A 14,911-nucleotide genomic window follows, 5' to 3' on the forward strand; every position below is an offset into this window, starting at 1 on the left:
AGCAGAATGCCAGGACATTCTGCTGGAGATGGCCGGTGAAAGCCCTCGACGAACTGACCTTCGACAACCGCTTCGCACGCCTGGGCGACGCGTTCTCAACCCACGTACTGCCTGAACCCCTCGACGCACCGCGTCTGGTAGTGGCGAGTAACGCTGCCATGGCATTGCTCGACCTCGACCCGGCCGTGGCCGAAACGCCGGTGTTTGCCGAGCTGTTTGGCGGGCACACGCTGTGGGCCGAAGCGGAGCCACGGGCGATGGTCTATTCCGGGCATCAGTTCGGTGGCTACACCCCGCAATTGGGCGATGGCCGTGGGTTGTTGCTGGGTGAGGTGTATAACGAGGCCGGCGAGCACTGGGACCTGCACCTCAAGGGTGCCGGTATGACGCCTTACTCACGCATGGGTGATGGGCGCGCCGTGTTGCGGTCTTCGATCCGCGAGTTTTTGGCCTCCGAAGCGCTGCATGCGCTGGGTATCCCCAGCAGTCGCGCACTGTGCGTGATCGGCTCCGATACCCCGGTGTGGCGTGAGAAGCAGGAACGCGGCGCGATGGTGCTGCGCATGGCGCCGAGCCATATCCGCTTCGGGCATTTCGAGTATTTCTATTACACCAAAAAGCCCGAACAGCAGGCGCTTTTGGCCGAACACGTATTGAACCTGCATTACCCCGAGTGCCGCGAACAACCAGAGCCTTACCTGGCCATGTTCCGCGAAATCGTCGAGCGCAACGCCGAATTGGTCGCCAAGTGGCAGGCGTATGGCTTTTGCCATGGCGTGATGAATACCGACAATATGTCGATCCTGGGCATCACCTTCGACTTCGGACCGTTTGCGTTTCTCGATGACTTTGATGCGCACTTCATCTGCAACCACTCCGACCATGAAGGACGTTACTCCTTCAGCAACCAAGTGCCGATTGGGCAGTGGAACCTCAGTGCATTGGCACAGGCGTTGACGCCGTTTATCAGCGTCGACGCCTTGAAAGAAACGCTTGGGCTGTATCTGCCGTTGTATCAGGCGAATTACCTGGATTTGATGCGTCGCCGCATGGGGCTGACCACCGCTGAAGACGATGACCAGAAGCTGGTGGAGCGCTTGTTGCAACTGATGCAGAACAGTGGCGTTGATTACACGCTGTTCTTCCGCCGCCTGGGAGATGAGTCGGCGGCGCTGGCCGTGGCACGACTGCGCGACGACTTCGTCGACCTCGCCGGGTTTGATGCCTGGGCTGAGCTGTACAAGGCCCGCGTTGCGCGGGATGGGGAATATAGCGAAGAGCAGCGCCGCAAGCGGATGCACGCGGTGAACCCGCTGTACATCCTGCGCAACTACCTCGCGCAGAACGCAATCACTGCGGCCGAGTCGGGCGATTACAGCGAGGTGCGGCGACTGCACGAGGTGCTGAGCAAGCCGTTTGGGGAGCAGCCTGGTATGGAGCAATACGCACAGCGGCCGCCAGATTGGGGCAAGCATTTGGAGATTAGTTGTTCGTCGTAAACGCCTCAGATAAAGGTTTCTACTGATACGCCGAAGCGTTCAGCCAGCCAACGAATTTGCCGTATGTTGAGTTGGCGCTTTCCGCTCAACACCTCAGAGACGACCGATTGGGCGCCGACGCCCGGCAGGTCGCTCTGAGTGAGATTGTGTTCGCGCATCATGTATCGCAGCACATCGGCGCCGCTGGCGACGGGCATTGGGCGATGATCATGATCGTAGGCTTCGATCCAGTCGCTGAGGATATCTACCAAGCTCATCAGCGGACTGTCCTCATTTTCGCCGATCAGGCTCAATAACTCGTCCAACCCACATACCAGAGCGTCGTAGTCTTCCTCGTTTTCTGGTTTGCGCATCACGGGTGAAACAAATTGCCAGTGTTCGGCAGCTACTCGCATAAGCGCGCTCATCTGTTGTTTTCCTTCCATTTATCTTTCTCATAGTCGCGGTGATCAAGCAGATGCTTGATGTAGATGCGCTGCGCCCGATACTCCACGCCAGCAATCAACCTCAAGTTGTTGCCTCCAATATCGAAAATGTGAAACTCCCCGACCTTATCCGTGGCAGGGAACATGGCTTTCATCGCCGCGAAATCTTTGGGGTAATTTCGCCTCATTACCCGATACCACTGATCCAACGCTGTTGCTGAACGTGGCCACTTTTCCTTCGCTTCCCAGATCCTTTCTCGCTGATCACTCGCATGCAACATCCTTATCGCATCTTGCTATGAAGGTTAAACCCGAATTCCGAATATCTCAATTTGCGATAATCGCAAACAGACCGATGGTTCAAAACAGAACAGGCTCTGACAGCCTAGACAGCTGCCCACATCAGCACGGGCAAAACTGTGAGTGGATGAGTCCCCCCTCTCCCCGCCTTGATAAACACCTCGCCCGACTCCAGATACAGTCCATTGGCCACATCGAAGGAGCCCACCATGTCCGAACCTCTTGTAATCCCCTGCCCTCATTGCAACGGCCTCAACCGCATCCCCGGCGAACGCCTGAGTGACGCGCCCAAATGCGGGCGCTGCAAGCAGCCGGTGTTGTTGAGCAAGCCTTTCGAGTTGAAGCAAGGCGACTACGCCAGCCAGATCAAGGGCGACCTGCCCTTGCTGGTGGATGTGTGGGCCGACTGGTGCGGGCCGTGCAAGTCATTCGCGCCGGTGTTTGAGCAGGCCGCTGGGCAGCTGGAGGGCAAGTGCCGGTTGGCAAAGCTCGACAGTGAGGCCAATCAGCAGTTGTCGGCGCAGTTGGGGATTCGTTCGATTCCCAGCTTGATTCTGTTCAAGAATGGCCGCGAAGTGGTGCGTCAGAGCGGGGCGTTTCCGTTGCCGCAGTTGATGAGTTGGTTGCGTAGCCAGGGCGTCTAAACACGGTCGAATGTGGGAGCTGGCTTGCCTGCGATGACGGTGTGTCAGGCATTCTCTCTATTGAATGCTCCGGCCTCATCGCGGGTAAGCCCGGCTCCCACAAGGTTCTACGTTGCCTTTCAGGTCACGCGTTTTCCAGCAGGTTATGCAATTCCACAAACTGCTGCGTCAGCTTATGCCGAGGGTCGAGATGGATCAGCGGCTTGTTCTCCTGATGCGACTCACGCATGCGCACGGAGCTGGTCAGGTACACCGGCAGCACCGGCAACCCTTCTGCAATCAACTCATCGAGCATCTGCTGCGGCAAGCTCGCACGCGCCTGGAACTGGTTGACCACGATACCTTCCACTTCCAGGCCTTCGTTGTGGTCTTCCTTCAATTCTTCGATTTCAGCCAGCAGGCCGTACAGTGCCTGGCGGGAGAAGCTGTCGCAATCAAACGGTATCAGCACGCGATCGGCAGCAATCAGCGCCGAAACCGCATAAAAATTCAGCGCCGGCGGCGTATCCAGGTAAATCCGGTCGTAGTCTTCGCTCAGTTCGTCCAACAGCTTTCGCAGCTTGTTGATCTTGTGCTTGGCTTCAAGCTTGGGCTGCAGGTCTGCCAATTCCGCAGTGGCGGTGATCACATGCAGGTTGTCGAAAGGGGTTTCGTAGATATCGACTTTGTTTTTCTTGGAGAACGGCCCGGAAGACAGGGTCTGCTTGAAAAAATCCGCGATACCCATGGGGATGTCGTCGCCGGTCAGCCCGGTGAGGTATTGGGTTGAGTTGGCTTGTGCATCGAGGTCCACCAACAGGGTTCGATAGCCTTCACTGGCGCTGACCGCCGCCAGGTTGCAGGCGATGCTGGACTTGCCAACGCCGCCTTTTTGATTGAACACCACGCGCCGCATGGAAAAACCTCCGTGTATCAATGAATGCAGGAGTGTAGAGGGCTTAAGCGAATGTTCGCTACCTCGTTCATCCATCCCCGACAAACGAACAGGAAGGGCCCGACAATCCAAATCGGCGTGGGGTAAAGGACAATCTGTAAATCATCCCAACCAAATTGTTATCAGCCGTGAACAATTTTTTACCAATATTTGCTAGAACCCCACGGCACCCGGATAATGCGCGCCATTCGGCTATTGCTCCCTGTCCCGGTATTCGGGGCCACAAGTCGCACATGGAAGCCCGCAGGGGCGGGATACTTTCTCAGTGATCACTTTCAACATCGCCCAATGGCGCGCCTGGGCCCCTGGCCTGGAAAGCACGGATGAATGGCGTGCCTGGTGCCAGGCCCCGGTGTCTCTGCCTGTCAGCGAAGCCTGCCCCGACGTCTCGTTCCTGCCAGCCATGCAACGCCGCCGGCTGAGCCGCCTGGCGCGCATGGCGTTCAGCGTAGGCTGGCCGCTGGCCGAGGGCTTGCAGGACTTGCCACTGGTGTTTGTTTCCCGGCATGGCGAGACCCCGCGCACCCTCGACATTCTCAGCGACCTGGCCAACGACCAGCCACTGTCGCCAACCCAGTTCAGCCTGTCGGTGCATAACGCGGTGATTGGCCTGTGGTCGATCCTGCGCAATGAAACCAGCGAAATGACCGCCCTCGCGGCCGCGGGCGATGGCCTGGAACACGGCATGCTCGAGGCCGCCGCGCTGCTCAACGAAGGCGCGCCGGCCGTTTTGCTGGTGACTACCGAAGAACTGCCGCCCGAGGCCTACGCCAGCTGGATCGTTGACGCACCCTTTCCTTACGCCCTCGGCCTGTTGCTGACACCGGGCGACGAGTGGCAGTTGGAACTCAGCACCCGCACTGTCCAACTCACTCAAACCCAGTGGCCCCATGCCCTGAACCTGCTGCGCACCCTGCTCACCGAACAGGTCGCCTGCCAACATGCCTGGAAGAACCGCGTATGGAACTGGCAACGCAAACCCTGAACGACAAACCGCGAGACGCCTACTATTGGCGTCTGTTCGCCACCGCTGCCAGTTTCGCGCTGTTTGGCTTCGGAGGGCTGTGCCTGCGGTTGCTGGTGTTTCCCCTGCTCAGTTGCCTGCCAGGCAGCGCAGCAAGCCACAGGCGCCGCGCCCGCCACACCATCAGCTGGCTGTTCTGGTTCTTTATTCGCTTGATGCAACGCGCCGGCGTGCTGACCTATAGCGTCGACGGCGCGGAAAAACTCGGGCGCCCGGGCCAGATGATCATCGCCAACCACCCGTCGCTGATCGATGTGGTGTTTCTGATCGGCCTGGTGCGCCAGGCCAATTGCGTGGTCAAGCAGAGCCTGTGGCAGAACCCCTTTACCCGCGGGCCAGTGCGCGACGCGGGCTACATCAGCAACGACGGCAGCGCTGAAATGCTCGATGCCGCCGCCGATGCCCTGCGCGCAGGCCAGACCCTGATCATTTTCCCCGAGGGCACCCGCACCACACCCGGCGCGGCGCCTGCCTTTCATCGCGGCGGCGCCGCCATTGCGCTGCGGGGTGCGACAATCATCACCCCCGTGGTGATCAAGGTCAGCCCCACGACGCTGACCAAGGCCGAACCCTGGTATCGCATCCCGAAATGCCGCGTGCACTTCAGTTTGCGGGTGGGTGCCGATATAGAACCACAGGCGTTCGCAACACTGGGCCCCGCGCCCCAAGCCTCACGCAAGCTCAACGATTACCTGCACGACTATTTTTTTAAGGAGCTCGCCGAAGATGAGCGACAGACACTGCCTTGAGCACGACATAAAGATGCTGATCATCGAGGCCCTGGGCCTTGAAGACATCAGCGTCGACGACATCGGTAGCGAGCAAACCCTGTTCGGCGAAGGCCTCGGCCTGGATTCGGTAGACGCCTTGGAACTGGGCCTGGCAATCCAGAAAAAGTACGGCATCAAGATCGATGCCGACGCCAAGGACACCCGCAATCACTTCACCAACGTGGCCAGCCTTGCGGCGTATGTCACGGACAGACAGGCAGCTTGAGACCGGACCATGCAAACTCGTGACGATATCTTCAACACCTTGCGCGATGCCTTGGTGGAACTGTTTGAACTGCCGCCGGAACGCGTCACCCTTGACGCCAACCTGTACCAGGACCTGGAAATCGACAGCATCGACGCCGTCGACTTGATCGACCATATCAAGCGCCAGACCGGCAAGAAGATCGCCGCCGAAGAATTCAAGGCGGTACGGACCGTGAACGACGTGGTTGAGGCGGTTTACCGTCTGGTCCAGCCGGCCGCATGAGCCGCCTGATCGGCCTTGGCCTGTTGCTGGCGGGGCTGCTGTACCCATTTGCGGTGTATTACGGCACCGAGCACTTTGCACCGTGGCAATTCGGCCTGCTGCTGGGCGGCCTGTGGCTGCTGCGTGGGCTGACCGGTGCCCGACGCCCCGGCAGCCGCTGGATGGCGTTGGCGATCATCGTGTTTTGTTTAGCGCTGGCCTGGTTCGATAACCCGCAACTGTTGCGCTGGTACCCGAGCCTGGTCAGCGCGTTCATGTTGTCGCTGTTCGGTTTGAGCCTGAAATACGGCCCACCGATGGTCGAGCGCCTGGCGCGCATGACCGATCCGGTGTTGCCGCCCCACGCCATTGTGTATACCCGCCAGGTTACCGTGGTGTGGAGCGTGTTTTTTCTGTGTAATGGCCTGCTCGCCACTGCCCTCACCCTGTGGGCGCCGCTGAGCTGGTGGACGTTGTACAACGGCTTGATCGCCTACGGGCTGATGGGGCTGTTGTTTGCCGTGGAATGGCTGGTACGACAAAGGGTTCGAGGCCGCGTATGAATGGGTTGAAACTTGAGCACTTGCTGCTTGAGCCGCTGCAACAGCGTTTGGTCACCACCGAGCCTGAGATGAGTCATGCACAGCTGTGGGAGCAGTCCCTGAGCCTGGCGGCGGGCCTGCAAGCGCGGGGTACCCAGCGCCTGGCCGTGTACCTGGAAGATGCCGGCCTGCTGGCAATTGCTCTGCTGGGCGCATGGCGGGCCGGGGTCAGCGTGCTACTGCCCGCCGATTTGCAACCTCAAACCCGCCAACGCTGGGACGAGTCCGTTGATGCCTGGCTGACCGAAGCGGCTGACCTGGACGCGCTGTTTCAAACACCACTGCGCCCAGCCGCCCTTGATCTGGACAGCTGCCAACTGAGCCTGTGCACCTCCGGCTCCAGTGGCGAACCCAAGCGCATCGACAAGACGCTGCGCCAGCTGGCTAACGAAGTTGAGGCGCTGGAAACCCTGTGGGGCCCGGACCTTAAAGACGCCTGCATCATCGGCAGCGTGGCCACTCAACATATCTACGGCTTGCTGTTCCGAGTGCTCTGGCCGCTGTGCGCCGGGCGCACCTTTGTGCGCAAGCAGTTGGCTTTCCCTGAAGACATGCAGCGCGCGAGCCGCGAGCACGGACAATTTGCCTGGGTCGCCAGCCCAGCACTGCTCAAGCGCATGGGCGATAACCTCGACTGGCCGGCACTGAGCCAGGTGTCGCGGGTGTTTTCGTCCGGCGGCGCGCTGCCAGTGGACGCTGCCGGCAGCCTTTACGACCGTTTGCAGCAGTGGCCCACGGAAATCCTCGGCAGCTCGGAAACCGGCGGCATCGCCTGGCGCCAGGGTGCGCAGCCTTGGCAGCCGTTTGCCGACGTGCAACTGAGTCAGGATGCAGACGGCGCGCTGCGCATCGCCTCAAAGTATCTGCCTGAAGGGCATATCGAACAGACCGCCGACGCCGCGCGCATTCACGCCGATGGCCGTTTCGAACTGCTGGGCCGCTTGGATCGCATCGTCAAACTGGAAGAAAAACGTATTTCCCTGCCCATGCTAGAACACGCACTGATGGCCCATCCGTGGGTCGCCGAAACCCGCCTGGGCGTGGTGCAGGAAAACCGCGCCTCCCTCGGCGCCCTGGTGGTGCTGAGCGACGAGGGCCTGCATGCCCTGCGCAATCAGGGCCGGCGCACGCTCACCCAAACCCTGCGCCAACACTTGAGCCAGCATTGCGAAGCGCTGGCTCTGCCGCGTCGCTGGCGTTTGCTGAGGCAGTTACCGCTGAACAGCCAAGGCAAGCTGCCCCAGGCCGACGTCGAGTCGCTGCTGTTGGCGCCGCGCCCCAAGGCGCCCGACGTACTGGAGAAAGTCGAAGCCAACGGCGAATGGACCGCACAACTAAGCGTCCCGCCGGACCTGGCCTATTTCAGCGGGCACTTCCCGGTCACGCCGGTGCTGCCGGGCGTGGTGCAGGTGGAATGGGCGTTCAACCTGGGCCAGCAACTGCTCGATTTGCCGCCGACCTTTGCCGGAATGGAAGTGCTCAAGTTCCAGCAACTGGTACGCCCCGGCGACGCGATTGAACTGCACCTGCGCTTCGACCGGGAGCGCGGCAAGTTGTACTTCGCCTACCGCAACGGCGTCGCCGCCTGCTCCAGCGGCCGGATTTTGCTGAAGGCCGCGCATGCATAACCCGTGCGCCCTGATCCCGGTCTACAACCACGAAGCCGCCGTGCCGGCCGTGGTCCACAGCCTGTTGAACAGCGGCCTGCCCTGCCTGTTGGTGGACGACGGCAGCAGCCCCACCTGCGCGGCAGTGCTGGCGCAACTTGCCACCCTGGATAACGTCACCCTGCTCACCCTGCCCAACAACCAGGGCAAAGGCGGCGCGGTGATGGCGGGCTTTCGCGAAGCCGCACGCCTGGGCTTCAGCCACACGCTGCAAGTGGACGCCGACGGCCAGCACGACCTGCGCGAAGTCGAGACGTTTGTCGACACCTCGCGCAGGCACCCCGATGCGATTATCTGCGGCTACCCCGAATACGACGACAGCGTGCCCAAGGGCCGTTTGTACGCGCGCTACCTGACCCACGTGTGGGTGTGGATCAACACCTTGTCGCTGCAGATTCGCGATTCGATGTGCGGCTTTCGCGTGTACCCACTGGCGCCGGTGCTGGCGCTGATGGACTCGGCCTACATTGGTACGCGCATGGACTTCGACTCGGACATCCTGGTGCGCCTGGCCTGGCGCAACCAGCCGATGCGCTGGCTGCCAACCCAGGTGCACTACCCCGCTGACGGCTTGTCGCACTTTCGTTTGTTACGCGACAACGTCCGTATCTCGGCCATGCACACCCGACTGTTCTTCGGCATGCTGATCCGTGCGCCGATGATCCTGTGGCGACGGTGGCAGGCATGAGCGATCGCAACAAACACTGGGCTGACCGTGATGAACGCGGCAGCTATTGGCTGATGAAGCTCACGGCCTTCGCCGCCAAGGTACTCGGCCGTCGGGTATTGAGCCCGCTGCTGTACGGGATCGTCCTGTACTTCTTCCTGTTCGGCCGCACGGCGCGCCAGAGCGCCTGGCAATACCAGCAGCGCCTGGCCGACTGGAGCGGGCGTGATGACCTGCGCCCCACCCACAGGAAAGTCTTCGGTCAGTTCATGGCGTTTGCGGACTCAATGCTCGATAAGCTCGACGTGTGGAACGGAAAATTGCGCCTGGAGCAGATCGACATTAACGACCCGGCGCAATTGCGCGGGCACCTGCGCGGTGAACGTGGGCAGATGCTGGTGGGTGCGCACCTGGGCAACCTCGAAGTGTGCCGCGCCCTCGCGGAGATCGGTGAAAAAGTCACCATGAACGTGCTGGTGCACACCAAGCACGCCGAACAATTCAACCGCCTGCTGGGCGAAGCCGGCGCGAGCCACTTGCGCCTGATCCAGGTCAGCGAGCTGGACCCGGCCACCATGCTGCTGCTCAGCCAGCGCCTGGACGACGGCGAGTGGCTGGCGATTGCCGGCGACCGCGTGCCGCTGCACGGTGGGCGCACGGTGCGCGTGGATTTCCTCGGCCATGACGCCGCCTTCCCCCAAGGCCCCTGGCTGCTGGCCGGCCTGCTCAAGTGCCCGGTGAACCTGCTGATGTGCCTCAAGCACAACAACCGCTATCGCCTGAGCATTGAACCTTTCGCCGAACGGGTCGAATGGAAACGCAACACCCGCGAGCAGGTCATAGCCCTGTGGACCGCGCGCTACGCTGCACGCCTGGGCCAGTTTTGCCTGGAAGCGCCCCAACAATGGTTCAACTTTTACCCTTTCTGGAAGACCGATGACGACGCATCTTGAGCCAGTAACCTTTGGCGAACGCGCTTTGCGCATCGAAGACGTGCTGGCCCTGGCCAATCGTCAGGCGCCCACCCAATTGCAAGACGATGCCGCGTATCGCCAGCGCATTGCCAAGGGCGCGCAGTTCCTCGACTCGCTGCTGGACAAGGAAGGCGTGATCTACGGCGTGACCACCGGCTACGGCGATTCGTGCGTGGTGGCGGTGCCGTTGCAGCACGTCGAGGCGCTGCCGCGTCACCTGTACACCTTTCACGGTTGCGGCCTGGGCAAGTTGCTCGACGCCCAAGCGACCCGCGCCGTGCTGGCCGCGCGTTTGCAGTCGCTGTGCCACGGCATGTCCGGTGTGCGCGTGGAACTGCTCGAGCGCCTGCATGCCTTCCTTGAACACGACGTGCTGCCGCTGATCCCGGAAGAAGGCTCGGTGGGCGCCAGCGGTGACCTGACGCCGCTGTCCTACGTGGCCGCGACCCTGTCCGGCGAGCGCGAAGTGATGTTCCGTGGCGAACGCCGCCAGGCTGCCGACGTGCACCGCGAGCTGGGCTGGGAACCACTGGTACTGCGGCCCAAGGAAGCGCTGGCGCTGATGAACGGCACCGCTGTGATGACCGGCCTGGCTTGCCTGGCCTTCGCCCGCGCCGACTACCTGCTGCAACTGGCCACGCGCATCACCGCACTGAACGTGGTGGCGCTGCAAGGCAACCCGGAACACTTCGACGAGCGCCTGTTCGCCGCCAAGCCGCACCCGGGGCAGATGCAAGTCGCCGCCTGGCTGCGCAAAGACCTGGCGATTGACGCACCGACCGCGCCGCTGCATCGCCTGCAAGACCGTTATTCGCTGCGCTGCGCACCCCACGTGCTCGGGGTGCTGGCCGACAGCCTGAACTGGCTGCGTTCGTTCATCGAGATCGAGCTGAACAGCGCCAACGACAACCCGATCATCGACGCTGAAGAAGAGCGCGTATTGCACGGCGGGCACTTCTACGGCGGGCATATCGCCTTCGCCATGGACAGCCTCAAGACCCTGGTGGCCAACGTCGCCGACCTGCTTGACCGCCAGCTCGCGCTGCTGGTGGACGTGCGTTACAACCACGGCCTGCCGAGCAACCTGTCCGGCGCCCCGGCTGACCGCGCGATGATCAACCATGGCTTCAAGGCCGTGCAGATCGGCACCAGCGCCTGGACCGCCGAAGCGCTGAAAAACACCATGCCTGCCAGCGTGTTCTCGCGCTCCACCGAGTGCCATAACCAAGACAAGGTGAGCATGGGCACCATCGCCGCACGCGATGCGATCCGCGTGCTGGAGCTGACCGAACAGGTCGCCGCCGCTACCTTGCTCGCCGCCAACCAAGGCGTTTGGCTGCGGGCCCAGGCTGAGGATGCACGCGCGCTGCCACCGGCATTGGCGGCGATGCACGAAGAACTCGCCAAAGATTTCCCGCCGGTCATCGAAGACCGTGCCCTGGAAGGTGAACTGCGCCTGTGCCTGCAACGCATCGCCGAGCAACACTGGAGGCTGCATGCGTAGCCCCGGCGTACTGCATTGCGACACCGAAATCCTGGTGCCGTTTTTTGACGTCGACACCATGAATGTCGTGTGGCACGGGCATTACGTGAAGTACCTGGAAGTGGCGCGCTGCGCGCTACTGGACCAGATCGGCCATAACTACACGGCGATGCTCGAGTCCGGCTACGCCTGGCCGGTGATCGACATGCAACTGCGTTACGTGCGCGGTGCTGTGTTCGGCCAGACCATTAACGTGCGCGCCAGCCTGGTGGAGTGGGAGAACCGCTTGAAGGTCAATTACCTGATCACCGACCTCGCCAGCGGCGAGCGTTTGACCCGTGCCAGCACCGTGCAAGTGGCCGTGGAAATCACGACCCGCGAGATGCAATTGGCCTCGCCAAAAGTATTCACAGACGCCATAGAAAGGGCCTTGAAATGCTGACCCCTGTGGGAGCGGGCTTGCCCGCGATGGACGTTAACGATAACGCGGGCCGCCTGACACTGCGCGGCGCTCTCAGGCTCTTCGCGAGCAAGCTTGCTCCCACAGGGGTTGCGCTGTTGCTGAGCTTTAATGCCCACGCCTTTGATCTGCAACAACTCAGCGATCAGCTTGCAAAACCCTCAGTGATCCACGGCAGCTTCACCCAGGAAAAACACCTGCGTGCCCTGCCCCAACCCTTGGTCAGCAAAGGCACCTTCGTCCTCGCCAAGGACCACGGCCTGCTGTGGCTGCTGAAAACCCCGCTGCAACAGGACTACCGCATCAGCGCACAAGGCATCGCCCGCCGCGACGCCAATGGCTGGCAACTGCTGCCAAACAAGAGTGCCGGCGCCGAGCAGAACCGTTTGTTCCTCGCCGTGCTCCAGGGCGACAGCAGCGGCTTGCAGCGTGACTTCGAATTGCAGTTGCACGGCGAGGCCAAGCAGTGGCAATTGACCCTGATTCCGCGCTCGCTGCTGCTCAAGCAAGTCTTCAACCGGATCAACATCGACGGTGGCGATCTTGTGCAAAAGATCGAATTGCTCGAAACCCAAGGCGACAGCACCGTGCTGCGCATGCAGGACAGCACTGCCAACCAGCCGTTGAGCGACGCGGAGCAACACGACTTTGCCCAGTGAGCGCCTGCTGCCGCGCCTTTTCCTGATCCTGCTGGTGGCGGTGCTTGCGCTGGCCGGCTGGCAGTGGCGCCACGGCGCGCCGTTGTCCGCCAACCTGATGGAGCTGGTGCCGGGCAACACGCCGGACGCCCTGGAGCAACAAGCCGAACAGCGCATGCAGGAACCGCTTAACCGCCAAATACTGGTGCTGGTGGGCCATGCCGACCGCCAACAAGCGGTCGCCGTGGCGCAACAATTGGGCGAGCGCTGGCAAGCCAGCGGGTTGTTTGAAAAAGTGCAGTGGAACCTGCAAGCCGACTTGCCGGCGCTACGCGAGCAATTGCTGCGCGGTCGCCTGGCGATGCTCTCGACCACGGACCGCGAGCAGCTGATCAACCAGCCCGACGCGTTTATCCAGCAACGCGTGCAAGCCCTGTTCGACCCCTTTACCGGGTTCAGCCTGGTGCCCAGCCAGGATGACTGGCTGGGGCTGACCGGGCGTATCCAGAACAGCCAACCGCAACAGGGCTCAGTGCAATTGGATATCGGCAGCGGCGCGTTGGTCGCCGACGCTGACGGCAAGCGTTGGGTGCTGCTGCGTGCGAGCACCACCGGCAATGCCTTTGACATGAACCTGCCGCTGCAAGTGGCGCAGTTGCTCCAGGCCAGCCGCGAGCAGGCAGGTCAGCAAGGCGCGCAACTGCTCGCCGCCAGTGGCTTGCTGTATGCGGCCAATGGTCAGCAGCAAGCCACGCGGGAAATCACCTGGGTCGGCGGCGGCGCTACCGTCGGCATCCTGTTACTGCTGTTGCTGGCGTTCCGACGCTGGCGCGTGTTGCTGGCTTTTGTGCCGGTGCTGGTGGGCATACTGTTTGGCGCGGTGGCCTGTGTGGCGCTGTTCGGGCACATGCATGTGATGACCTTAGTGCTCGGCTCCAGCCTGATCGGCGTGGCGGTGGATTACCCGCTGCACTACCTGTCGAAAAGCTGGAGCATGCGCCCATGGCGCAGCTGGCCGGCGTTGCGCCTGACCTTGCCCGGCCTGAGCCTGAGCCTGGCGACCAGTTGCATCGGTTACTTGGCGCTGGCGTGGACGCCGTTCCCGGCGTTGACACAGATCGCGGTGTTCTCCACCGCCGGGCTGGTGGGCGCTTATTTGTCCGCCGTGTGCCTGTTGCCGGCGCTGCTCAAGGGCGTCGAGCTGCGCCCGGCGCAATGGCCGCTGCGTATCGCCGAAGGCCTGTGGCGGCTGCGCGCCTCGCTGCTCAAGCGCGTGCCGAGCCCGGTCTTGCTGGCGCTGCTGGTGCTGTTTTGCGCCGGTGGCCTGTGGCAGTTGAACAGCAAAAACGATATCCGCCAGTGGATCGGCGCGCCGCCGCAATTGCTGGAAGAAGCACAGGCCGTCGCGCGGATTACCGGGTTCCAACCCACCAGCCAGTTTTTCCTGGTGCGGGCGCAGGATCAGCAGCAGTTGCTGGAGCGCCAGCGCGCACTCGCGCAGCGCCTGGATCAATTGGTAAACATGGATAAGCTCAAGGGCTATCTGGCGCTCAATCAACTGGTCAGCCTGCCCGCCGAGCAGCAACAAGTGCGCGACGCCTTGAATAAACTGCCGCAGCACTGGCAGCCATTGCTGGACCTTGGCGTACCGGCCAGCGCCCTGCAAGCTGAGGTGAGGCAACTGCAAGCGTTGCCTACGCAAGATATCGACGCCGCACTGGCAGGCCCATTGGCCGAGCCTTGGCGCACCCTGTGGCTGGGCCCGGTGGACGGCGGCGTGGCAGCAATGGTTAGCCTGCAAGGCTTGAACAACCCGGCGCTGCTGCGGGTGCAAGCAGTGGATTTACCCGGCGTGCAACGGGTGGACCGCCTGGGCGACTTGAACCGGGTGTTCGCCGACACGCAAATCAGCGCCGCCGAATTGAAATTGATGTCGTGCGTGCTGATCGTGCTCTTGCTGATCCTGCCCTTCGGGTTTGGCGGTGCCTTGCGCATTGTCGCCCTGCCGCTGCTGGCGGCCCTGTGCAGCCTGGCCAGCCTCGGTTGGCTGGGCCAGCCGCTGACGCTGTTCAGCCTGTTCGGCTTGCTGCTGGTCACGGCGATCAGCGTCGACTACGCGATCCTGATGCGCGAGCAAATCGGCGGTCCGGCGGTCAGCCTGCTAGGCACATTGCTGGCGGCTATGACAACCTGGTTGTCGTTTGGCCTGCTGGCCGTATCCAGTACACCGGCAGTGAGTAATTTCGGCTTATCGGTCAGCCTGGGCCTGGCCTTCAGCTTTATGCTGGCACCCTGGGCCGGGCAACAGAGGCACGCCTTATGAATGTGATTAATGCCAATGTGGCAAGGAGCCCT

16 protein-coding genes and 1 pseudogene are annotated in these 14,911 nt (G+C 62.0%); 14 read left to right on the top strand and 3 right to left on the bottom strand.

All coding sequences use genetic code 11. From position 1 onward, the window contains the following. Window positions 1-35: 35 nt before the first annotated feature. Window positions 36-1,499 carry a protein adenylyltransferase SelO gene (gene selO, locus AACY36_RS20620; RefSeq protein ID WP_339497525.1) on the top strand — a complete coding sequence of 488 codons (1,464 nt, stop codon included), beginning with the start codon at window positions 36-38 and terminating at the stop codon, window positions 1,497-1,499. Between the two features lie 5 nt (window positions 1,500-1,504). Here selO and AACY36_RS20625 read toward each other — a convergent pair whose 3' ends face one another. Both AACY36_RS20625 and AACY36_RS20630 read right to left on the bottom strand, forming a co-directional pair. After that, entirely contained in the window at window positions 1,505-1,906 is a 402-nt protein-coding gene (locus AACY36_RS20625) for a helix-turn-helix domain-containing protein (protein WP_339427381.1), read from the bottom strand. After that, window positions 1,903-2,198, bottom strand: a pseudogene (locus AACY36_RS20630) (type II toxin-antitoxin system HigB family toxin). The gene AACY36_RS20625 and the pseudogene AACY36_RS20630 overlap by 4 nt, the downstream one beginning before the upstream one ends. Window positions 2,199-2,433: 235 nt before the next feature. Here AACY36_RS20630 and trxC point away from each other — a divergent pair. Beyond that, on the top strand, window positions 2,434-2,868 hold the full coding sequence (gene trxC / locus AACY36_RS20635) for a thioredoxin TrxC (protein WP_339415583.1): 435 nt from the start codon (window positions 2,434-2,436) through the stop codon (window positions 2,866-2,868). A gap of 124 nt (window positions 2,869-2,992) precedes the next feature. On the opposite strand, the gene AACY36_RS20640 is transcribed toward trxC, so the two are convergent. Next, complete coding sequence (locus tag AACY36_RS20640) at window positions 2,993-3,763, bottom strand: ParA family protein (protein WP_049710378.1); 771 nt, start codon at window positions 3,761-3,763, stop codon at window positions 2,993-2,995. Between the two features lie 304 nt (window positions 3,764-4,067). Here AACY36_RS20640 and AACY36_RS20645 point away from each other — a divergent pair, with 304 nt between their 5' ends. The 12 genes from AACY36_RS20645 to AACY36_RS20700 are packed head-to-tail and all read left to right on the top strand — an operon-like array spanning window position 4,068 to window position 14,879. Continuing rightward, window positions 4,068-4,787 carry a beta-ketoacyl synthase chain length factor gene (locus AACY36_RS20645; RefSeq protein WP_339427270.1) on the top strand — a complete coding sequence of 240 codons (720 nt, stop codon included), beginning with the start codon at window positions 4,068-4,070 and terminating at the stop codon, window positions 4,785-4,787. Beyond that, window positions 4,763-5,575, top strand: coding sequence for a lysophospholipid acyltransferase family protein (locus AACY36_RS20650; protein ID WP_339427271.1), 813 nt, complete (start codon window positions 4,763-4,765; stop codon window positions 5,573-5,575). Before AACY36_RS20645 ends, AACY36_RS20650 begins: the two co-directional genes overlap by 25 nt. After that, window positions 5,553-5,822 carry a phosphopantetheine-binding protein gene (locus AACY36_RS20655; protein WP_339427272.1) on the top strand — a complete coding sequence of 90 codons (270 nt, stop codon included), beginning with the start codon at window positions 5,553-5,555 and terminating at the stop codon, window positions 5,820-5,822. The genes AACY36_RS20650 and AACY36_RS20655 overlap by 23 nt, the downstream gene beginning before the upstream one ends. 9 nt (window positions 5,823-5,831) lie before the next feature. Next, entirely contained in the window at window positions 5,832-6,086 is a 255-nt protein-coding gene (locus tag AACY36_RS20660; protein ID WP_003187949.1) for an acyl carrier protein, read from the top strand. After that, entirely contained in the window at window positions 6,083-6,628 is a 546-nt protein-coding gene (locus tag AACY36_RS20665; protein ID WP_339415578.1) for a hypothetical protein, read from the top strand. The genes AACY36_RS20660 and AACY36_RS20665 overlap by 4 nt, the downstream gene beginning before the upstream one ends. After that, window positions 6,625-8,295, top strand: coding sequence for an AMP-binding protein (locus tag AACY36_RS20670; protein ID WP_339415577.1), 1,671 nt, complete (start codon window positions 6,625-6,627; stop codon window positions 8,293-8,295). The genes AACY36_RS20665 and AACY36_RS20670 overlap by 4 nt, the downstream gene beginning before the upstream one ends. Beyond that, a complete protein-coding gene (locus AACY36_RS20675; RefSeq protein ID WP_339497527.1) occupies window positions 8,288-9,022 on the top strand; it encodes a glycosyltransferase family 2 protein in 735 nt (244 codons plus the stop codon). Before AACY36_RS20670 ends, AACY36_RS20675 begins: the two co-directional genes overlap by 8 nt. After that, window positions 9,019-9,954, top strand: coding sequence for an LpxL/LpxP family acyltransferase (locus AACY36_RS20680; protein ID WP_339415575.1), 936 nt, complete (start codon window positions 9,019-9,021; stop codon window positions 9,952-9,954). The genes AACY36_RS20675 and AACY36_RS20680 overlap by 4 nt, the downstream gene beginning before the upstream one ends. Beyond that, window positions 9,938-11,479 (top strand): HAL/PAL/TAL family ammonia-lyase, encoded by a 1,542-nt coding sequence (locus AACY36_RS20685; RefSeq protein WP_339427273.1) that lies wholly within the window; start codon window positions 9,938-9,940, stop codon window positions 11,477-11,479. The genes AACY36_RS20680 and AACY36_RS20685 overlap by 17 nt, the downstream gene beginning before the upstream one ends. Further along, a complete protein-coding gene (locus tag AACY36_RS20690) occupies window positions 11,472-11,900 on the top strand; it encodes an acyl-CoA thioesterase (RefSeq protein ID WP_339427274.1) in 429 nt (142 codons plus the stop codon). Before AACY36_RS20685 ends, AACY36_RS20690 begins: the two co-directional genes overlap by 8 nt. Continuing rightward, window positions 11,894-12,577, top strand: coding sequence for an outer membrane lipoprotein carrier protein LolA (locus AACY36_RS20695; RefSeq protein WP_339415572.1), 684 nt, complete (start codon window positions 11,894-11,896; stop codon window positions 12,575-12,577). Before AACY36_RS20690 ends, AACY36_RS20695 begins: the two co-directional genes overlap by 7 nt. Then, window positions 12,567-14,879, top strand: a complete 2,313-nt coding sequence (locus AACY36_RS20700; protein ID WP_339497529.1) for an MMPL family transporter — start codon at window positions 12,567-12,569, stop codon at window positions 14,877-14,879. Before AACY36_RS20695 ends, AACY36_RS20700 begins: the two co-directional genes overlap by 11 nt. Window positions 14,880-14,911 lie beyond the last annotated feature (32 nt).

The sequence above is a fragment of the Pseudomonas sp. EA_15y_Pfl1_P101 genome (genome assembly GCF_963970835.1).
Taxonomy (GTDB): domain Bacteria; phylum Pseudomonadota; class Gammaproteobacteria; order Pseudomonadales; family Pseudomonadaceae; genus Aquipseudomonas; species Aquipseudomonas tritici.